This is a genomic window from Enterobacter sp. RHBSTW-00593 (assembly GCF_013784105.1).
In the GTDB taxonomy this organism is placed as follows: Bacteria; Pseudomonadota; Gammaproteobacteria; order Enterobacterales; family Enterobacteriaceae; genus Enterobacter; species Enterobacter ludwigii.
Genome location: NZ_CP056393.1, coordinates 2,499,004 through 2,521,427 on the forward strand (window position 1 = coordinate 2,499,004; position 22,424 = coordinate 2,521,427).

A 22,424-nucleotide genomic window follows, 5' to 3' on the forward strand; every position below is an offset into this window, starting at 1 on the left:
ATAACCCATCGTTAGAGCAAAATTACCACAGATTCGGGAAAAGTAAATAGCTCACGATAAAATAATGCCCTACTTTGTTATCTGCTTCAGCTGCGCATCTGCCCATGCTTCTTCGATATCAAACTTGGTGATTAGCTGATCGTAAAATGGCTTAACTGACTTCTTCCAGGTATCGAGGCTGATTGCATCAGTCATCTGGCACACCGCGGCGTAAGCCTCAGTGGAAGAGATTCGCTCATATCCGCGCCCCCTGCAGCGCTTACAATCGGCCAGAACCGGAACGCCCTGCCGTTCTGTAAGAGCCTGATTAACGGCTTTCCCGCGTCCATGGCAATCTTTACAGGCGCAACTTACAACCTTCTTACCCTTACACTGAGGGCATAGAACGCGCGCTACCTCCATGACCTGCCTACGCACCTCATACTCAGAAGGTCGAATATTCTCGACACCCACGTGCAAAGACATCTTCACGAACTTCTTCTCTTTTGTCGGCGTGTGAGACTTCATGCTGAAAACCTCAGCGTCAATAAACCCTGCCCCTTTGCAGCCATCGCATTGCTTCACGCTGGCGGCGCTACGGGAATAGTCCTCGAACGCGAAGCTGGCCAACTGATGCATTACCAGTGGTTTAATCTCTGCATCGAGCTTCCGTAATGCCGCAACCCGATCGCACCTGGTCAGCGCGTACTGAGCCAGCAGTTCGATCGCCCTCTCCCGGTCATTGTTGCTGATGCCCATCTTCCCGAGAAAGGCGCTATAACCCAAGGCTGCCCGTTCCTGGGTCATGCCCATAGCGGCCATGATATCCGTCCCGGTTAATGAGTCTGATGCAGTAGCTCGAGGAGAGTCGCTAATCATTGTCGATTTAGCAAAGTGATATTTGAGTGTATTTCCGAGATTCATGCGGTCTCCAGCTCGGTAATAGTGAGTTCCAATTTTCCGCCCTTAACGACAGGCATTTTCACAACGCGATAATCCACAACCTGGCAGTCATCCAGCCAGAATCCTGCCTTGGTTAAAGCATCGAATGCAGCCTTCTGCAGGTTATCCAGATCGCGGCGCCGGCGGTCGGGCATGTGACATTCAATTCGGATTTTGAGTAGTGCAGCCGTTCGGATATTCAGCCGGGCGCATCGAATGACACTTGCGACCGCATAACGGTACGCGACGCCATCAGCGCTAATGTGAGTTCGCCCGCGGTTGTGCCGGTAATACCGGTTGTTACTCGGCGGCCAGGGAAAGTGATTTGATATGTCTTCACGTTCACCCCCACATCCGGTTTCGCCAGCGGCTATCCGGGCGCGCTGGCGTATTTGAGGTCGGAAGGAATGCACTCACAGTCCAGGTCACGTAATCCGGGTTAAGGCTACGCTCGACTCGCACGCTGCGCGCTTTGTAACGCTTAACCAGTTCGTCGGCCTGTTCGGTACTGCAATCGGTGTGATGGAACCAGGTAAATTTCATTCCCTCACCCCACAAAGCCAAGAAGCTGAGCTGCGACGTTTTCGGCCTCGTCGCGACTGCGGAATGAACGGGACAGGATCCAACGCCAGAGGACATCGAGCGCAGCTTTATAGAGCTGCTGGAACTCGGCCTCGTCCATGTTGGCGAATGAGATGCTGCGAGGATGCTTTTTAAGTGTTCCGTCAGGTAGCTGAATGGCATCAAAGTGCCCTGCCTCGACGATCACCCAGGAGCGGTAAGCATCAAAGGATTTGCACAGGCTAATGCCATTCGTGACGCGCCGGTAAGCAACCTGTTCCAGATACTGCTCAGCAGCATCGATCAGCGCCCCTTCATTCCCACCATAAGAAGCGAGGAACTTGGCGTAGCCGGTGATCAGCTTCCGCTCGTTACTCGAGATAGCCCCGCCGGTTGGTTCCCAGTATTCAAAGCCAAGATTGAGAAGCGCGAAAAAGCGCCGGTGAAATGCCAGATTCCGTACCCGCCTGAACTCGGCGACAAGAACATCGCCGAGCCGGGTTTTGGATTGCAGGATATCGCTGGTCTCGGGCGTAGCCGGGATCAGTATTCCTGAATGGTGTTTGATAAGTTGTAATTCTAGCGCCATGGTTCTCTCCGTGGCGCATCAGGTATAGGGTGTTCAGGCCTATGAAAGAATAATATCAGACGGTGGTGTAACTCGGTACCCCAGCCGTTTTGCAAATTGCATAAACCCGTTGAGAGTGAAGATTTCTTCCTCTTCGAGTAACGGTCGTAATGAAACTATTCCATTTACTCGATAAACCAAATATCTCCCTTCCGCCGGGAAGCTATAGATAACTGCTTTATCGGCCCTTCTGACCATGTCGTACCAATGATCATCTGCATTAAAGGCATCTGCACTACACACTATTTCCCCCAGAGCGACTTATTGACGCGGTAAACAGTAATCGGGAACAGCCAGGGGAACGCAAACAGCGATACTCTTCAAAACTGCTCCAGTGAAATTCACGCGATTAATAAAACCACTCGTCCGCGCTTTCCCAGGTCTCCTGCACGATATGCTCAACCTCTTTCTTGTCGCCTCCGAAAACAGTCAAATCATCATTACTGGCGCGCTTGATCGTTAGCTGACAATTATCGAACTGTTTGCTGAGTCTTTTGAGCAGTTCTGATTCAAGCGCAGGTATAGCTCCATCAGGAAGTTTCTTCATGCGATCAATGGTTAACTCGATTTTCATTTTTCCCTCCGCAATGGGTAGCTGTATGGATATACAGTATATTTATAAACTTATGTTACGGATTTTGCAACGCTCTCAGAACATCTGAATGTGAATCAACTGATTTTTCATGTAGAAAAAATCAAGTGTTCAATCCAGGCGGCTACCTAGATAAAAATCATCTTGCGTTGCAAAATAACAAAAGGATTTTAAAAGGTTGGAATTCAATCGCTTCTAAAGCGGACATGAAAGCGATGTGTTAGAAAAGAAAAAAAAATCACTTATGTTAAAAATTGGGTGACTTTTAAATTGGTTTAATTTTAGCCAAATGTGATAGAGTGAAATACATTCATTGAGAGGCTAATAATCATGTCCGTTATCGATTACGCAATGAAACTTTTTGGAAGCGTATTCACCACCACTGTCACCTGCCCTGTTTGCGGCTTAAAATCCGCTCAGCCTTCCTCTAAACTGCGTCTAAAAAGCCCCATGCTTTGTCCGGGGTGTAAAGCACTTTTTAACTCTCCGCGCTAGCTTCACAGCCGATATTCTACACTTAATATAATATCAGCAGTTGTCAAATCCCCGATGCCTTACGCCCATCCTGAGAGAACGTTTCTGAACTGATTTCGCATCTGCTCCTACGCGTTAACGTAGCAAAAGAGCAACCCTATGAAAATGAAACCTATTGCGTGGTTTAAGCGATCTCGTTTTCTGCCCGAAGGCAGCGCACACATATCAGCCCCAGTCAACGATTCGGGAGGAGAAAACTATTTACGTTCGGAACTGTTTTCTACCCCTCAGTTGGAACGCTTTGGAAAAAAACTGGCTCGTACGCACAAATTGTCTCCGGAAATACTACCGTACTACCTTCTTAAACGACTAACTGACAATGAAACGATAATTACGCGATGTTGCTATCTACTCAATGCAGGAAAAAAAACGAGTATCATGCCCGCAGGTGAGTGGCTGCTGGACAACTATTACCTGATTGAAGAGCAGATTCGCATGGTACGCCAGCACTTACCGAAAAGTTTTGGTAAGGGTCTTCCGGTACTAGCTTACCCACATAGTTGTCCCAGAATTTATGACTTAGCCTCAGAGGCCATAGCGCATGGCGACGGACGCTGGGACACCAGCAGTCTTACCAGTTATATTTCCGCCTATCAAGAGGTGACACCTCTGACATTGGGGGAGATATGGGCTTTGCCAGGAATGCTGCGTCTAGCGCTGATTGAAAACCTGCGTCGTGTGAGCAACGAAGTGACCCAGGCCCAGCAGGAACGAAATCTTGCAGATATGTGGATAACGCGGATTTTTGATTGTGCAGAGAATGCTCCCGCCGACCTAATTATGATTGTTGCCGATATGGCGCGTACTCACCCTCCGCTGAGCAGTGCCTTTGTCGCTGAAATGGTTCGACGTCTGCAGGGACATGGCAATGCTCTTGTACTCCCTCTGAATTGGATTGAACAACGTCTTGCAGAGCAGGGTGTTACAACGGAGGTTCTGATTCATCGCTTCAACCAGCAGCTTGCCGCCAGCCAGCTTTCCGTCAGTAACAGTATTTCGGGTTTACGTCTGCTGAGTGAAACGAACTGGTCTGATTTTGCAGAGAACATCAGCGTAGTCGAGCAAACGCTACGCCTTGACCCAACTGGTATATATCCTCACATGCACTTCGACACCAGAGATCATTATCGCCATGTGATTGAAACACTTGCCAGAGATGCGAAATTGAGTGAACCGGAAGTTGCAAACCGCGTGATGGCAATGTCTTGCGAACCGAGTCTAGATCCTGAGCACCGACATATCGGTTATTTTCTGCTTGGAGGTGGAAGGCCACAACTCGAAAAACTGTTGTCAGTTGAAAGGTCTCTATTGAAACGGCTGCGGCAGAGTATGAACAAATCGCCCCTTCTGTCATGGCTTGGTAGCCTGAGTCTTTTGACCACGGCCGCTACGGCTACCATATTGTATGAAACTGCAGTACAGGGTATATTCTGGCTACTCATCCCCCTAGCCCTCCCCCTTATTGTTGCCATTAGTCAACTCGCCAGCGATATGCTTAGCGAAGCAACGACACGCTTCCGTACTCCCAGACCTTTGCCACGGATGGACTTTTCAAGTGGGATACCAGTTGAATATGCCACAATGGTTGCAATTCCTTGCATGCTGACAAGCTATGAAAACCTCAGCAAACTTCTCTCTCGCCTCGAAGTCTGCAGCCTTGGCAATCAGGATGAAAATCTCTGCTTTGCACTTCTTACCGATTTTGCGGATTCATCAACTGAGGATACCGAGGAAAACACTGTCCTTTTAAGACAAGCGATTGCTGAGACGCAGAGACTTAATCGGCGAAACCCTGGCGGCCGATCTCGATTTTATCTACTGCACCGCCAGCCGGAGTGGAACGATTCGCAGAGAGTCTGGATGGGATATGAACGCAAGCGGGGCAAACTAGCTCTTCTTAACAGCTGGTTACGCCAACCGGGAACTCAGTTTTCGAGCGTTGCAGACCTTTCCTCGCAGGCTTTGCCCGGAAGGATTAATTACGTCATCACTCTTGACAGTGATACGCTCCTGCCTCGCGATACCGCTCATAAACTGGTGGCCACAATGGCGCATCCGTTAAACAAACCAGAATATGATCCAACGTTCCAACGAGTCGTTAAAGGGTACGGAATTTTACAGCCAGGCTTGGCAGAGGAAATGCCTCTTTACGGTCAGGGGCGCTACGCCGCCATGCGCAGCAGCGTCCCGGGTAATAATCCCTATTCGATGATGTCTTCGGATATATATCAGGATCTTTTCGGCGAGGGATCGTTCGTAGGCAAAGGTATCTATGATGTAGATATTTTTGTCCAGTCCACTGCCAACGTCTGTCCGGAAAATCTCGTACTCAGTCACGACCTGCTGGAAGGATGTTACGCCCGCTCTGGACTGCTGAGCGACGTTCTACTTTACGAACAATATCCAACTAATTATCTCTCAGACGTCGCACGTCGTACGCGCTGGATCCGCGGAGATTGGCAACTTCTCAATTGGTTAAGGGTTCGGGTCAGAAAAGCTGACGGAAGCAGAGAAAAAAATCCATTGTCCATTCTTTCTCGCTGGAAATTATTGGATAATCTCCGACGCAGCCTGGTAGCGCCGTCGATCATGCTGCTTGTATTTAGCGCGCTGCTCTGGCTCCCCAACCCTTTATACTGGGTTAGCGTGCTTACGCTAATATGGTTTCTTCCTGCAGCGCTTAGCATAGCATGGGATCTCGTTCATAAACCGCACCGCCGTCCCCTTAAACAACATCTGCAACTGGTCTCAGCTGGAGCCTTGAAGCGCATTTTACGTATCGGTCTCACGATTATGATACTACCCCACGAGGCCGGTTACTCATTATACGCTATTGGAGTTACGCTTTGGCGACTTGGTGTAAGCCAGCGTAACCTCAACCAATGGGTAAGCTATATCCCAGATAACTACCATTCCAGTATCTCTGTTTTAGGTTTTTATCGGGCAATGTGGCTGAATGTTGCCTGCGGTCTGAGTCTCACATCACTAGAATTGGTGTTTGATCCGCTGATGATGTTCATCGCATTGCCCATTAGCGTCGGGTGGTGCATAGCTCCCATTATTATGGCTTGGCTGAGCCGCCAACCCGCACGTAAGCCCTTTCTGCCAGATCAGAAACAGAAACTTCTGTTGAGACAGACAAGCCGAGAAATATGGTCTTTTTTTGAGACCTTCGCCACAGCGAAAGAAAATTGGCTCCCCCCTGATAATTATCAGGAAATACCGCAACCGACGATCGCGCACCGTACATCCCCAACCAACATTGGATTATCACTACTGGCTAACCTTACTGCTTGGGATTTTGGCTATTTGCCGGGCGGTAGCGTCTTACAGCGTATAACGCTCACGCTCGACTCTCTTGATAATATGGAACATTTTCGTGGTCATTTATATAACTGGTATGACACTCGAACGCTTGCACCGCTCAGTCCGCGTTACGTATCAAGCGTGGATAGCGGTAATATGGCCGGACATTTATTGACTCTGCGAGAAGGGTTATTAGCCATGCAAAACCAGCCCATTTTGAATGGCGAAAGAATATTTGCAGGGTTAAACGATACATTATTACTTCTTGAAAAACACTGGGGGCCAGGGGCACCGGATACGCTTAAAGAGCTTCAAAAGCAGTGTTTCAGCTCAGCGGAACTTCCTCTGGGAGCTATTTACAGCGAACTTAAAAAGATGCGTACTCAGTGCAAACATCTCACCGCTGCAAGTCAGCATGAAGGCGATATTGTGGTGCGCTGGGCCGAGCATCTGGAGCATCAGTTGATTGAAATATGCCACGAATGGTCATATCTGCTCGCGTGGTTACCTCCTACATACAAAAGCGAGACACTGCCAACACTAAGCTGGTTGGCGCAGAGTACCGACACCGGGGAAGGATCTCCTCCTGCATCAGTTATCACTCACGCCCGTTTGCGGCTGGATATTATCAGCGAACTTGAAAAGAGGTTAAATGACCATGCGCGAATGGATTTTGCCTTTCTCTACAGCGAAGCTACCAACCTACTCAGCGTCGGATATAACTGCGACACAAATACCGCCGATAAAAGCCACTATGACCTTCTGCCCTCTGAAATTAGGCTGACAAGTTTTCTCGCTATCGCGACAAATCAGCTTCCGATGAAAAGCTGGTATGCGTTGGGAAGGTTGTTCACCAATATCGACAATGAAACCGCGTTGATGTCATGGAGCGGTTCGATGTTTGAATACCTGATGCCGAATCTTGTGATGCCAAACTGGCGCGGCAGTTTGCTTGATGAAATGGGTAAATCAGCGGTGACGCGCCAGATTAACTGGGGCAAGGAACGTGGCGTACCATGGGGCGTTTCTGAGTCCGGCTATCATGCATTTGATGTCCAGCGTAATTATCAGTATCAGGCATTTGGTGTACCTGGACTCGGTCTTCGCCGAGGACTTGCGGACGATGTGGTTGTCGCGCCTTATGCAACACTACTGGCTCTGCTCGTTTCCCCCCAGAAGGCCTGCGAAAACTTGCTTAGACTGGAGCAGAGCGGTGCACATGGCGAATACGGATTTTATGAAGCGCTGGACTACACGCCATCACGGCTTGCTACCGGGCAACTGTACGCGGTTGTACAGTCCTGGATGGCGCACCATCAAGGGATGGGATTTCAGGCGCTAGCGCATATCCTGCTTGATGCCCCCATGATCGAGCGATTTATGGCAAGCCCCACTTTTATGTCGGCGAATCTTCTTTTGCAGGAACGCGTCCCGGATGAAGTCGATCTTTACAGCCCTCGCCGTCATTTTGAATCCCATGAAGGAAGGGTTAAACCGGTACGATATGAACCGAGAGTTTTTAGTCATGTAGACAGCCCTACTCCGGAAATACAGTTGCTCTCAAATGGGCATTACCACTTGATGTTGACACCAAGTGGTGGAGGATACAGCCGCTGGAATTCGATTTCAGTAACACGCTGGCGCTGCGATACAACCCGTGATAACTGGGGATCGTTCTGTTATATCCGTGATCCGCATACGAATGAGGTATGGAGCAATACTTGGCAGCCCATGGGCGGAAATGCGAACAGCACCGATGAGATAATCTTCACCGACGCAGGCGCAGAATTCAGGCGTACCCTAGGAAACCTTAGCGTCAGGACACAGGTTGTGGTTTCCCCGGAGGATGATATAGAGCTGCGCCGTATCACCCTAGTACACCATGGCCGTCTACCGCGATCGCTTGAACTAACAACGTATGCGGAAGTGGTGATTGCTTCAGAAACCAGTGATCTAGCGCATCCAGCATTCAGTAATTTGTTCATCGAAACTGAGATTGATCCCAGCCGGGACGCTATTCTTTGCCATCGACGACCGCGTTCTCCAGATGAACCGAGCCCATTTCTGTTTCACATGATGGTGGTACATAGCAATGATTATAATGAAGCCTCGTTTGAAACAGACCGAGCTAAGTTTATTGGAAGGGGCAGAAGTCCGGCTGATGCCGCAGCTATCTATGCTAACGGGCCGCTCAGTAATACTTCTGGTGCCGTGCTGGATCCTGTCTTGGCGATACGACAAGTTGTGAGACTCATGCCTGGTATTCCGATAACGATTGATATCGTTTATGGCATCAGTGAGAGCCGTCAACAAAGCCAGGCATTACTGGAAAAATACCGTGATTCCCCAATCGCGGAGCGTGTTTTTGAGCTTGCCTGGTCGCACAGTCTAGTAGTGCTAAGGCAGATAAATGCCAGCGAAGATGACGCAACGCTGTTTAACCGACTCGCTAGCGCTGTGCTCTATCCCTGTCACGAACTACGCGCCGACGTTCAAGTCATAAGCCGTAACCGCCGCGGTCAGTCCGGACTGTGGGGCTGGGGAATTTCAGGTGATCTACCGATTGTACTGCATAGCGTGACCAGCGATGAGAGTATGACCTCTATCACCACACTGATTCAGGCTCATCGTTACTGGCGGTTAAAAGGGCTTGAAGTGGATCTTGTTATCCTCAATAACAGCGCCGGTGGCTATCAGCAGGCCCTACAAACGCTGATTATGGATTTAATCTATGCCGGTTCAGAAGCCAGCCTGCTGGATAAACCTGGCGGCATTTTTGTCCGTAACGGAGAGCATTTGTCTTCCGAAGATAAACAACTATTGATGAGCGTTGCATGTATGTATCTTGACGATCGCGCGGGCGGACTAAACGAGCAGCTCAATCAGCGGCTCCACTCGTCAATTAAAACGCACAGGCCATTTGTACCTTTTGTCACTGTGGGAAGCAATCGACACGAAGACTGGACGCCGCAGACAGAACATCTGTTCAACTTCAACGGGTATGGAGGGTTTTCTGAGGATGGACGGGAGTATCAGATTATCCTGAAGGAAAATGTTCCAACGCCAGCCCCTTGGTCAAATGTGCTCGCTAACTCCTGTTTTGGTAGCGTCATTTCAGAAGCCGGACAGGCTTACAGTTGGTACGAGAACGCTCATGAATATCGTTTAACCCCATGGGAAAACGATCCTGTAAGCGACCGTAGCGGTGAGGCTTTCTATATACGTGATGAAGAGAACGGAACGGTATGGTCACCCACGACATTACCAGTGCGTGGCCGCGGGGATTACTTAACCCGACATGGTTTTGGCTACAGCGTCTTCGCGCATCGCGATAGTGGTATAGATAGCGAGTTGACAATAATGGTTGCCGAACACGATCCTGTTAAGTTGGCAATCTTGACACTTAGTAACAATTCGGGCCGCACGCGCAATTTATCGGTCACAGGATACGTAGAGTGGACACTTGGGGAATCACGCTCGCGTTCTGCTCCACATATCTTTACTCATACGGTGGTCGTGCCGAGTGGAAGTGGAGTTACAGCAAATAATTTTTACGGAGCTAACGGCGAAGGACGCATTGCATTTTTCGCTGTCAACGATCCTCATTGTTCGTTGACAGGTGATCGCCGAGAGTTTATTGGCCGCAATGGCTCTTTGCAAAAACCGGCTGCAATGAAGCTACGCAGTTTGTCGGGAAATACCGGCGCTGGTTTGGATCCATGCGGTGCAGTTCAGTCTGTTACCACCTTAATTGACGGTGATCAGAAGACCTTCATTTTTGTACTTGGCAGCGAGGAAAACTCCGCCCGGGTTCAGACAATACTCGATCATTATTTTGATGAAAATATCGTTCGACAGGAGTTGAACAATGTACATCGTCACTGGCACCGCATGCTGGATAAGATAGTGGTCAATACACCAGACCATACAGTTGATAAGTTAGTTAACGGTTGGCTGCTATATCAGACAATGGCCTGTCGCCTCATGGCGCGCAGCGGTTATTATCAATCGGGTGGCGCATTTGGTTTTCGCGATCAACTCCAGGATACATTGGCACTGACCCACGCTGCACCGGAACGCCTGCGCGAACAAATACTACTGTGCGCGTCAAGGCAGTTTTTTGAAGGCGATGTGCAGCACTGGTGGCATCCACCTCACGGTAACGGCGTACGCACGCGATGTTCAGATGATTTTCTCTGGCTCCCGCTCGCCGTCTGTCACTACGTCGACGCTTCTGGGGATATCGGGATACTAGAGCAGATGATTCCTTATCTAGAAGGACGTCAGCTTCAGCCTGGAGAAGAATCCGTTTACGATACGCCGCTAATCAGCCACACCGAAGAGACGCTTTGGTCACACTGCGTTAAAGCCATTAAACATGGGCTACGATTTGGACAGCATGGTCTGCCGCTAATGGGCGCTGGCGACTGGAACGATGGGATGAACCGGGTCGGCATCGAAGGAAAAGGTGAGAGCGTCTGGCTCGGGTTCTTCATGTTCGACATTTTACAGCGTTTTGCGACGCTCGCTGATCGGCGACAAGATGAGCATATAGCGTCACTATGCCGCACTGAGGCGGTGCGCTTGCAAAAAAATCTGCACGCTGCAGCTTGGGACGGCGAATGGTTCCGGCGAGGTTATTTTGATGATGGAACACCTTTGGGATCCACAGGTTCTCAGGAATGTCGAATTGATGCTATAGCTCAAAGCTGGTCCGTTTTATCCGGCGCGACTGACGATGAACGCGCCGGCAAAGCTATGCATGCTCTGGACAAGCACCTGGTAGATGCCGAAGCCAGGCTGATAAAGCTACTTTCGCCTCCATTCGATGGTCATGGACCAAATCCCGGCTACATACAGGGTTATGTGCCAGGTGTACGTGAAAATGGCGGACAATATACTCATGGTGCTATCTGGGCCGTAATGGCATTTGCCCGCATGGGGAATGCAGATCGTGCGTGGTATCTCTGGTCATTAATCAACCCAATAAACCACTCGTCAACTGACCAAGAAGTAGGGATTTACAAAGCAGAACCTTATGTCATGAGTGCAGATGTCTACAGTGTCGCGCCTCATACTGGACGTGCAGGTTGGAGTTGGTATACCGGATCCGCGGGTTGGGCCTACCGTCTTATTACAGAAGAATTAATGGGTATAAAACGCTCCGGTAATGTCTTGACAGTCCATCCCCTGTTGCCAGCAGAGTGGGAGTCTTTTTCTCTGACATATCAACATGACGAAAGTCATTACGAGATTAATATTACACGTGGCGATGGGGAGTATCAGGTTACACTTGACGGTATCGTACTACTAGATGACAGAATATTTTTAAAAAATGACGGGCAAAGACATAAGGTTGAGATCCTTCAAAACTGACAATCTCTAAAAAACGCATTAACGCCTGCCGTTAATGCGTTGATTGTCCCTAAGAACTTCAATCGCGGTCTGCATGGCAACTTTATCATCCCGTTTTTTTTGCTTAACCTGCATAACTTGAAGATACTCAAGTAAGGTTCGAGTGTTGATTGGCCTTCCCTGTTTGCCAACTGCGAGCACAGCTTCACCTAGGATAATTTTTACAAGAGGTAGCTGCGCAGGGTACCAGTCAAGTGTGTCTTCTGATTTCATTACAAATATCTCCTGGAAGGGCATTTTATCATAAATCCAACACTCATATTAATTCTCTTAAGCATACGTTGTGTAATAATTACACATAACTTAGCCAAAACATAATTGCATTAAGGGGTATAATGAATATTACACTTTTGAGGGTATTATTTATGTCTTATACAACAGGACTCAGACATTTCAAAGAAAGGCCTGTACTTGTCGCTTGCCCGCTATGTGACCACAGGGCTGCTCAGAAAGCGGGTAAATTGCGCAAGGATTCAGTCCTAGAATGTCCTGCATGTAAATTGTTGTTTCGCCCGTCTGAGTGTTGGTGCATTGGCGGATAATCATCTTAAAAGCTAAGCCGAGCGGAGAAGGAGATGTCAATACGTTTAGTTATACAATCAAATGAAGGTCTAGATTATGAAAATTAAAAAAGATGTTGTTATTGAAGGCGATATAATAGCTAGCCGTCTAGCAGGTCAGAAAAATCAGTTTTTCTGTATCCATTTGATTCATTTCAAAAATGGGAAGTATGCTATCATTCGGGCAGCGTCCGGGGCCTGCTTTGATGTTGGCCATACTGTTCGACGTAACGCAAGCCAATGGTTTTATAATCATCATGAAATTCGCCTTTTATCTTTTGAATATCTGGAGGAGCAAGAATCCAGAAGACAATTTCTCGAATGTGATTAGTGTCCATTGATCTTATTGAAAATTACGTTTAACTATTTTTTAATCATGAAACTTGCGAATAAATATTACTAGAATAGTCTCCTCGCTCATAGCTATCTGAATCCGTTGACATTGACGACTTAGTTATTATATCAATTAAAATATTACTACATATTCTTAGGATAAATATATTCTTTTCTATCTAATGGAAGAGTTACTTCTAGTGGCTTAGTACCAGGATACAAGAGGTGCCCCGCTACGACGAGTATCCTCTTTTATGTAAGTTATTTTGCTACCAACACCATTAGTTTGTCTTTGCGGTCTAAACCATCTTCATTATTCCCCCAGCTGCCTTAATTCGTTCGTACTTTGCTTTTAACAGTTCTGCCGGAGTAGGGCCTTTCGAATCTACTGGTGCGGCCAGCGCTCTGCGAACAGGCGGAATCGGCTTCCCAGCTAGCACCCGCTTTTCCCACATACCCAGAATCTCGCCAGCCTCACGCTCGAGCTCTTTATGGCTCAACTGCCCATCAGTTCCCCGGCGCCGCAGTTCGAGGCATATATGGTAATAAACTGGCTTCGGCCACGGATACTGCTCACTTCTCGGGTACCGGAACACCAGCTTGCGCCACTTCCAGTACTCAGCCATGACGTCAGCGGTGGTGATCCCCAGGGCACATCGCCCTTCCCTGCACCACTTGATGAACTGGCCTGGTGACGGCAGGAATGGGTGCTCCTGGCTGCGAGCTACACGCATACCGGCTTCAACCTGCTCCAGAGTGGTGATCCCGTTTTCTTTGAACGCCAGCACCCACTGGCGGCGAATTTCGTTCACGTCTTCCTGGCTGCGATTAACCAGGCTTGCAGGAAACGCGGCCGCCAGCTGTACGAACAGCCCGTTGATAATCTGAGCCACCTGCTGCGTTTGTTCGCGTTCGGTGTACTGCTCAGGCATGTTGTGCGCTACCCGGCGAGCCTGTTCCCGGTCAAAATCGCGAATACTCTCGGCAAGGTTTTTCATTCCAGCACCCCGTCAATCCAGTCAGTGTTATGCAGGTCGATGTTGCCCCAGGAAGGTTTTGCCGTTCCGGTTGCACGCAGCCGCTTGGTAGTGAGCTGATCCCACTGCTTGCGCAGACTCGAAGGGCTCAGGATGTTGTCTTTCCAGAACTCGTCCCGGTTGGCCCACTGGAACAGGTCACAGATTTCGTAGTGAGTACGCTTGTCCTGGACGCGCATCAGCCTGATGGTGTTTGCCCATTCAGCCCAGTTGGGTTCGGATAGCGATGCGTTGACGGTGAGAAGCCTGTCGTAAATCCAGCGAGCGGCCTTGAGGTCGTCAGCGGATCCCCATGATTTACCCGCCGGGGTGTATATCCCGGCGGCAGCTTCTGGGTGGCGTGAGAGAAACTTTTGAGTTTTCTGGTTTCGGGATTCGTCAGAATTCCGAGACGAGGATATTTTAATATTGTTCTTGTTATAGTCTTGGGTGTCTACCGTTTCCGGGAAGGTTTTTCCCGTTTTCGGTAACACTTTTCCCGATTTCGGGAAGACTTTTCCCGTTTTCGGTTTGTCTAAAATCCAGGCGGAAAGGTCAGTATTTATACCGACCGTTTTCATTACGCCCTGCTTCTGACTGAAGATAATTTTGCGTTCAGCGAGCGATTTGAGCGCATCAGAAACATGGGAATCACTCAGCCCTGTAAGCTCAGCAATCACCGTGTTCGTAACGCGGTCCTGCTTCTTGTTCCAGCCGTAGGTAAGCCAGATCACCGCCTCAAAACATTGCCATTCCCGGCCTGACATTCTCAGACGAGGCTTAAGCTGTTGGATCTCGTTAGCGACCTTGGTATACCCGTTCGACAGGTCGGCCATACGACCTCCCGGTTGTTCGGTTCTGTGGGGGAAATTGATAATTTCAGCTGTGTTTGACATACTTAGCTCCGCAATTACACTCCGTTTTTGCACCTGAAAGCCGTTGGTGTTCGAGCACCGCGGCTTTCGCCTTATCTGAAGTCTTCACATTGCCCCCAACATGGTTGTCACCATAGCCAGTAGCGGCGCTGTAAGGTCCGGATCGACTCTGAACATCTCAAAAATCCCCTCGCCTAACTCCTTCAGCTTTTCCTTCTTCGGTGCATCGAGCATCAAAGCTTGCTTCGCCTCACTCACCTCTTTTTCCAACCTGGCCATGCGATACGCGAACGAGTCGTTTTTTACGACGCGGTCGCGGTATCGAAGCGGTAATACAGACATGATCGCGGGCACAAGTTGTTCGATGTTCTTTCGGTACGATGCGGAGTCTTCTTTGTTGTCGAGCCAGCGAAACAGTTTCACGTTCCAGACATCGGCCTGGCCTGAGAAATCAACGCCATCAAGTTGGAGTTCTTCCGCCGCTTCTTGGATTTGAAGCGCAACAGCTACGCGCCCTTCTGCTGCCGCCCAAGCTCGGACCGCTGAGCAAATATCGCGATGATCAATATCCTGATATGCCGATTCGCTTTGATGACATGCGAATATCAGTGGGTTAGAAGAAGCTCTGCTACTCTGTTGATAAGAAACAGTCTGCATTATTAAGGCTCCTCTTTAGGTAAACCATCAGTGGGGTTTGGGTAGAGATCTGGGCGCAGCTCGTGCGGAGTTACGCCGGTCAGGTTGAAGATTGAAAAAATGTAATTTGGTGGGACGATTCCATGGTCACGATTTTTCCAATGACTAACGGACATACTCGTCACACCCAGTGCTAGGCTGAGCTTTCTGGCAGAGCCAGCGGCTTTTATTGCTTTATTGAGTGCGGACATGTGCTTCTCCTGCTTATTGACAGTGAAAGTAAACCACAGATTTATGCACCTTGCAAACCCCTGGTTTATTGCGTGTGTAAACCAAATATTTACAATGACCCTATGAGAAAAGAAGAACCCAACCTCGTTCTGGTAGAACGCCTTACTGAGATCACTGATCGCGGCGTTACCAAAGCAGACATGGCACGAATAGCTGGAGTCACCCCTCAGGCCGTAAACGGCTGGTTCAAAAAGGGGGTGATTAGTAAGAAATCAGCACTGGCCATAGCAGATGCTGTTGGAATTTCTGTCGCCTGGCTGCTCGGTGAGGATGTCGGCGAGAAAAACGGGCTTAAGCCGGACGAACAACGTCTGCTGGAGCTTTACCGCCAGCTGCCAGTAGAAGAGCAACAGAACATGCTCCGCGTATTTGCGATTCGTCTTAAAGAATTAGACGAGCTGTATGAAAAGTACATGAAAGGTCGGATTCGGTCGCAAGAGGATTAAAGTTTTCTGGTCAGCGCATAGTTGGTAGCTTCAAAGATTTCATAATCATTGTTCCTATTCAGGTCAAGTTAAATATAACTGGGTAATTGTAATGAAAGACAGCAGACAGAAAATAGTTCATTATAAAAAGGCAGTCATCCCAAACGGGGCATCCTCATTGCAAAGTATTTTACTTGAAATCATAGGAGATGGTGGTTCCGCTGAAAATGTTATGCTTCGCCAAGAAAAAATCTCTCCCGCAGATGATAATTCTGGAATAAGATTCTTAAATAAAAGCAACACATATAAGACAATTCTATTTGGTCAGCTAGTTCTTTTCGAGAAAGATAAAAGTCAATCTCTATTAGAAATAAATGACAATGTTAGATTTTATGACATAAACTCAATAACTTCGAATGACATTATTATTGATGGGGATAATGCACAAGATAAAAAAAGAGAGTTTGTCGACTCTATTTTATATTTTGGCGTTTTAGGTAACCATGTGATAATTGTTCAGTCAACGTCCCTTCGCGCCCGAGAATTTGAGTCTCATCTTAACTGGCTTATAAACAGCTTTACTGATATAAATGACTTTGTCTTACTCCTGCAAGATAAGCCATCAGAAGCAACCATGCAAAAGATGGAAAAGTCACCTGCTAAAAGCATTAGAATCGGCGGCTTACCGATAACTTCTGAAGCAAAAAAAGATGACGCATTTTACAAACCAAAAGCCACAGGCTCGGTTAAAACGATCAAGTACAGACCTTCTGGTAAGGGCGGTTCGTTGCTTAAAGCCTTTTTGGGCGATAACTGGGCGGACGATATCAATTTGAAGGATTCCTTAGATGATGCAAATCTTCAAGTAAGTCTTGAAATTACATATTTCAGAAAAACTAACGATGGCGGTCAAGCTGTTATTGACAGTATCGCTACATCACTAAGGCATGTAGATGAGGATGATTACAGCATAAAACTTCAAGGTGGCGGGGAAATTACTGGTAAAGAGATTAAACTTTCAGGCAATATTAGTGTCGAATATAATAATGGCATTATCGATGAGAATGATTTATTCTTAAAGATGCACAAATGGCTGTTCTCCAAGCTTGAGGCGGGAGAGCTTAATATAAAGTAAAAAGATGAATAAGGAGGATAATAATGAAATCTAAAACCATCCACCTTGTTCTTGTGTTTGCTTCCTTTTTTATTGGCTATTTTATAATCAAAAAGTCACTCAGCTTTATTGCTGAAGGTGTTATTATTGCGGCACCATGGGCTGTAGTGGGTTTGATGCAGTTGCCCTTATCGTATTGCATACAGGCAATCTTTAAAACAAACGAAGTTAATGATCACTCTTCGTTAACCCCCTCGGAGCTGCGAAGGCTTTCACCTCTGGTTAAATCCAAAAGGCGACTAATGGTCTTCCTTTTGGCATTCTATGTTTTCTCGACACTATTTGTGGTGTTAGGCCTGATGGTTAGCGCAGGAAATCAAGAGTTATTATACCAGGTGCTTAAGGTATCAGGGGGCTTACTCTTCGTCTCGTTCTATACGAGTATTTTTGTTCATAAAATTATGATTGAGCTTCAGAGTTTCAAGGCAATTCTTAATAGAAGAGACTCGAATAAGAAAGAAAGAGAATCCTTTCTTGATAAACTGAAATGACCCGGCCACCGAGCCGGTTTTTTATACCCCTTTACTCACCAGCTCCGCCGCCTTCTCAAACACCTCTTCCTGTACGCCATCCTACTTCTGCCTCCCTAACCTCGCCTGTTCGTCGATAATGCCCGCCCGGTTGATAGGTTTTGGTGCTGATACCAGGCTAATCACCACCACGCCGATCACCAATCCATTCAACCCAGTTTGCTAGTCATTGTTATTCATCGTTCTGCTCCATTGTGCCCTCAAAAAGATCAGCACAGACTGTGGTACATGCTTTATGCCTGCTCTTCACTCCGATCCCGGCATTTTAGCAGGGATTTTTTTGTCTGCATTCCAGCAATAACCTCACAAAACCCAGCCATATAAACTATCGATTTACAATCAACATCAACTCATAATTGACATACATATAAACCAGTGATTTAATAACTATCACCAGGACGCACTACGAACCACCAAGGCAGGACGCCCACGAAGTAGCCGCCGACGGCATACGAATAGTCGGATGAGGTGGAGAAATTAACGCGCATCAGGTGTAAACGTTCCGCTAGCCGGCGAGAAGGCAACTAAGAGGAGAGGTTAAGGTGAGCGATAAAGAGTCAAACGCGATTAAGGTCAAACCGATTCTGACAAGTAACAATCTGATAATGAAGGCTGCTGATGCTGCATTGAACGCAGTGCAAGACACTATGGGTAGTCTTCGCGAAGACGATCATTACCTCTATATGAAAATGGCCAGAGCCGCCCTCGATTCTGCACGGGCAGCTCTTGGTAATGATTAATACGTAGTGCCGATATCAATCCCGTATGCGTATTTAGGTTTTCTGAGACTCACTATAGCCACGCATTCTGGCAAGAGAGATTCGACTTTTTCCAGTAAAGCATCCGGTGTGTTGATTGACGGGTCCTTTGAGGCGAGAGCTAGCGCGAGATCGTATGCGACGGAATCAACCGTTCGCCCTGAATTAAATAGGTTGTCTGACATAATTATTACCCTTACTGGTTGTGTGAGAACTCCAGTATACCACCGAGCCTGAAGTGGCAAAAAGACAGGTATAACAAGGAGATCAATATGATTGATTACGCACGCAAACCAGGACGGCAGCAGGCCGTAAAACTGAATTTCTTCGAAGTGATTCTTCGTCGGCTCTGTTACCTGCTGGCGCAAAAGGGGAATCCAGATGTGTAACTCTAAGAAATGCGGTTACTGCGACAAGCCGGTTAAACCGGAGGAAGTAGTCAAAAGTACCCTTCTCTATCGCAACGGCGCACAGCTGGCGCGCAAAGAAAAAGAATACTGCTCTGAACGTTGTGCTTCGTACGACCAAATGGCCCACGAAAGCTAACGTAAAAGCCGCGCAAGGCGGCCCGTACGTCCGGTGCTCCCGACCAAAGTTACACCGGAAAACTACTTAAAAAACCAAAGTTCACCCAATGGGCGCTATCTCTGGCCCGGGGATCTTACATCCAAAAAAGAGGATCTCACATGGAATTTTTCTATGTAGTTAAGGCTACGCAGAAATCTGGCAAAGACGACGCGGTGATTTGGTTCACTGCGAAATCAGAAGCCCGTGCAAACCTCCAGCTCGATGTTGAGCTGGAAGATGCTGGTATTGAAACCGGACGCGGTAACGATTACACCAAACCGGTTCGCACCGATTTCCCTGTTTACAACGATCTGCCTGAAGAAAGCACTGTGGATTACACCTGGTGCAAACGCTACGAACTGCAGGACTATGGACGCACCTGGTTGCCAAAGGCTGGTGCTGAGTCTACTGGAGCAATGGACGACACCGCCGCACCGGAAAAGACCGTAAAAGTCGAAACTACCGTCGAGAGTGTCCCGCTTGAAAACCGCACACCAGCGGTACGTTTTGCGGTCCATCTGACCAGCGACAAATACCAGTCACATATCACTAAAGAGCAGCAGCTGGCTGCCAGCGAAATGTCACTGGATGAAGGCAATACCTATTTCCAGAACCTGCTGCTGGCGAAGAACGACATCCCTGAAGTTGCCGAACTCAGCCTGAACGCTGAGTGGAAACTGGTCCAGGCGATTAAGCAAGTCTTCCCGCCAGATGAAGCGCACGAAGCTGAAGTAATTGCTGCATTCATGGCCGACTGGACTAAAGCAGATGCTGCCGACCGCAATCAGTTAGTTGAAGAGTGGAGAAGCGGAAAGCTTACTCTTCTCAAATCAGAAAGCACCAGCAACACCGGCGTTACAACCGGTCAGGATGTAGAACCTGATAACGGTATCCAGATTGACGAGAATGATGACGAAACCACACGTTATCCAGTCGTTCGTATGCCCTTCCGCAAGCAGCTACTCGCCCAGTTCACCGCCGACGAACTGCGCCACCACCTAACCCGCGAAGAATACGAAGCTATCAGCGTGCTGGAGATGGACACTGACAACAGCTATGTCCAGAACCTGTTGCTGGCGGCAGAAAACTGCGAAGAGGTTAAGGGTTACGACACCAAAGACCTGTGGCGCTATACCGACGCCATTCGCAAGGTGTTCAGCCAGGATAAGCGTCACGAACTCGCTTTGGTTCTCCGATTCACCAGAATCTGGGCTTCGACTGATTACATTGACCGCGGCACCCTGGTGCGCGAATGGGCTGAGGGTAATCGCATTTCTGAAGTAGGTTCTCCTGCACCTTTAGAACCAGCAAAGCCAGAAACTACAGAATCCTATAAACGCGCTGTTGCCCAGAACATGGCGAACTTGAGCATTGAGATCGCGATTGCTCAGCTGTACCCAGATGCAGTACCGGGACAAATCAACCGTACGCAACTCCTGGCCGCCAAAGAACTCGCTGACAAAAAAGATGAGTGGCACGCCAAGGCGCTCAAGGTTCTTGGTAAAACCACCGATATCCTCGACTACGACGCCAACAGTATTTTTGGAGTTACCCGCGCTATTTCATGGTCTGGAGAAGAAAGTACAACCGAACTGCGTAGCCAGGTGCGTGAGTGGTTCACGGCAAACGGCATCTATGAAAGCGGTGAGCGCTCTAAAGGCTATCCAGAATGGAACGAAGACTCCCGCGCGGTTCGTCATTCCACAGTGGAAGAACCAAGTACTCCAAGCCAGCCAAAGGTCGCAAGCCTTGGAAGCGGCGTGTTCTCCATCGATGGCCTGATGGATGGAAATACCGAATCGGTCATCAATACCAACTCAAATGAAGTCGAAAAAACGGAAAACACAGCGGAGACCACCAGCGATGTGCAGATGGAAACGGTTAAGCCAGAGAAAGACGAAGATGTTGGTTCGATACCACCGGGCGAAAGCACTGATGCAGCTAATACGCAGACAGATTCCATAGCGCCAGAAGAGCTGCAGTCAGAACCCGTAATCGAATACCCGGCTTACTTCGAGCCTGGCCGCTACGAAGGTCTGCCGAATGATGTTTATCACGCAGCAAACGGTATGAGCTCAACCCAGGTAAAAGATGCCCGCGTCAGTCTGATGTACTTCAACGCGCGCCATGTGGCTAAAACCATCCCGCGCACAGCATCCAAAGTGCTGGATATGGGAAATCTCGTACACGCCCTTGCACTGCAGCCGGAAAACCTCGAAGAAGAGTTCAGCGTAGAACCTGAGATCCCGGAGGGTGCTTTCACCACCACCGCAACTCTGCGCGAGTTCATCGACGAGTACAACGCCAGCCTGCCGGCGCTGTTAAGCGCTGACGAGATTAAAGCGTTGCTTGAACAACATAACGGCTCCCTTCCCGCTCAAGTGCCGCTTGGCGCGAGCCTGGAAGAAACGGCTCAAAGCTATATGGTTCTCCCAGCAGAGTACCAGCGTATTGAAGAAGGCCAGAAGGAGACAGCAACGGCAATGAAGGCATGCATTAAAGAGTACAACGCCACCCTGCCCGTGCCGGTTAAAACCAGCGGCAGCCGTGATGCGTTACTTGAGCAATTAGCATTCATCAATCCAGACCTAGTGGCGCAGGAAGCGCAGAAACCAACGCCGTTAAAAGTGTCCGGTACCAAAGCAGACATGATCCAGGCAGTTAAATCAGCTAAGCCCGATGCCGTGTTCGCAGACGAGCTGCTGGATGCCTGGCGCGACAACCCTGGCGAAAAGATACTGGTTACCCGCCAGCAACTGGCCACAGCGCGGGCAATTCAGTCTGCACTCCTGGCGCACCCTACCGCTGGCATGCTGCTGACACATCCAAGCCGCGCGGTTGAAGTGAGTTACTTCGGCTTTGACGACGAAACAGGTTTAGAAGTGCGTGTACGCCCTGACCTCGAGATTGAACTTGACGGCGTGCGAATTGGCGCCGACCTGAAAACCATAAGTATGTGGAATGTGAAGCAGGAAAGCCTGCGCGCCAGGCTGCATCGGGAAATCATTGACCGGGACTATCACCTCAGCGCGGCAATGTATTGCGAGACCGCAGCGCTGGACCAGTTCTTCTGGATTTTCGTCAACAAAGACGAGAACTACCACTGGATCGCCATCATTGAGGCGTCAACCGAACTGCTGGAACTGGGCATGCTCGAGTACCGCAAAACGATGCGCGCCATTGCCACAGGTTTCGACACGGGCGAATGGCCAGCTCCGATCACTTCCGATTACACCGATGAGCTGAACGACTTCGACCTGCGCCGCCTCGAAGCGCTGCGCGCTCAGGCTTAAGGGGGATTT

19 protein-coding genes and 2 pseudogenes are annotated in these 22,424 nt (G+C 48.7%); 11 read left to right on the plus strand and 10 right to left on the minus strand.

The window, feature by feature from the left end:
• Positions 1–69 precede the first annotated feature (69 nt).
• The 5 genes and pseudogenes from HV242_RS11805 to HV242_RS11825 all read right to left on the minus strand — a co-directional run bounded on the left by HV242_RS11805 (position 70) and on the right by HV242_RS11825 (position 2,684).
• On the minus strand, positions 70–903 hold the full coding sequence (locus tag HV242_RS11805; RefSeq protein WP_181616712.1) for an antitermination protein: 834 nt from the start codon (positions 901–903) through the stop codon (positions 70–72).
• Positions 900–1,261: pseudogene (rusA, locus tag HV242_RS11810) on the minus strand (crossover junction endodeoxyribonuclease RusA). Before rusA ends, HV242_RS11805 begins: the two are co-directional and overlap by 4 nt.
• A gap of 2 nt (positions 1,262–1,263) precedes the next feature.
• Entirely contained in the window at positions 1,264–1,464 is a 201-nt protein-coding gene (locus HV242_RS11815) for a hypothetical protein (RefSeq protein WP_032669790.1), read from the minus strand.
• Between the two features lie 4 nt (positions 1,465–1,468).
• Positions 1,469–2,071, minus strand: coding sequence for a DUF1367 family protein (locus HV242_RS11820; RefSeq protein ID WP_044858059.1), 603 nt, complete (start codon positions 2,069–2,071; stop codon positions 1,469–1,471).
• Between the two features lie 388 nt (positions 2,072–2,459).
• On the minus strand, positions 2,460–2,684 hold the full coding sequence (locus tag HV242_RS11825; protein WP_181616713.1) for a DinI family protein: 225 nt from the start codon (positions 2,682–2,684) through the stop codon (positions 2,460–2,462).
• A 369-nt stretch (positions 2,685–3,053) separates the two neighbouring features.
• Between HV242_RS11825 and HV242_RS24145 the strand changes: the two genes are divergently transcribed.
• Entirely contained in the window at positions 3,054–3,197 is a 144-nt protein-coding gene (locus HV242_RS24145; RefSeq protein ID WP_249417859.1) for a YnfU family zinc-binding protein, read from the plus strand.
• Positions 3,198–3,335: 138 nt separating this feature from the next.
• A complete protein-coding gene (locus tag HV242_RS11830) occupies positions 3,336–11,918 on the plus strand; it encodes a GH36-type glycosyl hydrolase domain-containing protein (protein WP_181616714.1) in 8,583 nt (2,860 codons plus the stop codon).
• Positions 11,919–11,936: 18 nt separating this feature from the next.
• On the opposite strand, the gene HV242_RS11835 is transcribed toward HV242_RS11830, so the two are convergent.
• Positions 11,937–12,170: a hypothetical protein gene (locus HV242_RS11835; protein WP_149376460.1), complete on the minus strand. Its 234-nt coding sequence runs from the start codon at positions 12,168–12,170 to the stop codon at positions 11,937–11,939.
• Between the two features lie 152 nt (positions 12,171–12,322).
• Between HV242_RS11835 and HV242_RS24150 the strand changes: the two genes are divergently transcribed.
• Together HV242_RS24150 and HV242_RS11840 are read left to right on the plus strand one after the other, a co-directional pair.
• Positions 12,323–12,499 (plus strand): YnfU family zinc-binding protein, encoded by a 177-nt coding sequence (locus tag HV242_RS24150; protein WP_216841372.1) that lies wholly within the window; start codon positions 12,323–12,325, stop codon positions 12,497–12,499.
• 76 nt (positions 12,500–12,575) lie between these two features.
• Complete coding sequence (locus HV242_RS11840; RefSeq protein ID WP_181616715.1) at positions 12,576–12,848, plus strand: hypothetical protein; 273 nt, start codon at positions 12,576–12,578, stop codon at positions 12,846–12,848.
• 301 nt (positions 12,849–13,149) lie between these two features.
• On the opposite strand, the gene HV242_RS11845 is transcribed toward HV242_RS11840, so the two are convergent.
• The 4 genes from HV242_RS11845 to HV242_RS11860 form a co-directional block, all read right to left on the minus strand.
• Positions 13,150–13,848: a replication protein P gene (locus HV242_RS11845; RefSeq protein WP_181616716.1), complete on the minus strand. Its 699-nt coding sequence runs from the start codon at positions 13,846–13,848 to the stop codon at positions 13,150–13,152.
• Entirely contained in the window at positions 13,845–14,762 is a 918-nt protein-coding gene (locus HV242_RS11850; RefSeq protein ID WP_181616717.1) for a replication protein, read from the minus strand. Before HV242_RS11850 ends, HV242_RS11845 begins: the two co-directional genes overlap by 4 nt.
• An 84-nt stretch (positions 14,763–14,846) precedes the next feature.
• Entirely contained in the window at positions 14,847–15,398 is a 552-nt protein-coding gene (locus tag HV242_RS11855; protein ID WP_181616718.1) for a toxin YdaT family protein, read from the minus strand.
• Between the two features lie 2 nt (positions 15,399–15,400).
• Positions 15,401–15,628: a transcriptional regulator gene (locus tag HV242_RS11860; protein ID WP_181616719.1), complete on the minus strand. Its 228-nt coding sequence runs from the start codon at positions 15,626–15,628 to the stop codon at positions 15,401–15,403.
• Positions 15,629–15,730: 102 nt separating this feature from the next.
• On the opposite strand from HV242_RS11860, the gene HV242_RS11865 reads away from it, so the two are divergent.
• From HV242_RS11865 to HV242_RS11890, 7 genes and pseudogenes are all read left to right on the plus strand, one after another.
• Entirely contained in the window at positions 15,731–16,114 is a 384-nt protein-coding gene (locus HV242_RS11865) for a helix-turn-helix domain-containing protein (protein WP_249417843.1), read from the plus strand.
• A 91-nt stretch (positions 16,115–16,205) separates the two neighbouring features.
• Entirely contained in the window at positions 16,206–17,228 is a 1,023-nt protein-coding gene (locus HV242_RS11870; RefSeq protein WP_181616721.1) for a hypothetical protein, read from the plus strand.
• A 23-nt stretch (positions 17,229–17,251) separates the two neighbouring features.
• The gene (locus HV242_RS11875; protein ID WP_181616722.1) at positions 17,252–17,758 is read left to right on the plus strand and encodes a hypothetical protein; all 507 of its coding nucleotides are present in this window, start codon (positions 17,252–17,254) and stop codon (positions 17,756–17,758) included.
• A 581-nt stretch (positions 17,759–18,339) separates the two neighbouring features.
• The gene (locus tag HV242_RS11880; protein ID WP_181616723.1) at positions 18,340–18,537 is read left to right on the plus strand and encodes a hypothetical protein; all 198 of its coding nucleotides are present in this window, start codon (positions 18,340–18,342) and stop codon (positions 18,535–18,537) included.
• Positions 18,538–18,824: 287 nt separating this feature from the next.
• A pseudogene (locus HV242_RS24480) lies at positions 18,825–18,944 on the plus strand (hypothetical protein); the annotation flags it as partial.
• Positions 18,937–19,101: a YdaE family protein gene (locus HV242_RS11885; protein WP_176260652.1), complete on the plus strand. Its 165-nt coding sequence runs from the start codon at positions 18,937–18,939 to the stop codon at positions 19,099–19,101. The pseudogene HV242_RS24480 and the gene HV242_RS11885, both read left to right, overlap by 8 nt.
• Before the next feature lie 140 nt (positions 19,102–19,241).
• Entirely contained in the window at positions 19,242–22,415 is a 3,174-nt protein-coding gene (locus tag HV242_RS11890; protein WP_181616724.1) for a RecE family exodeoxyribonuclease, read from the plus strand.
• Positions 22,416–22,424 lie beyond the last annotated feature (9 nt).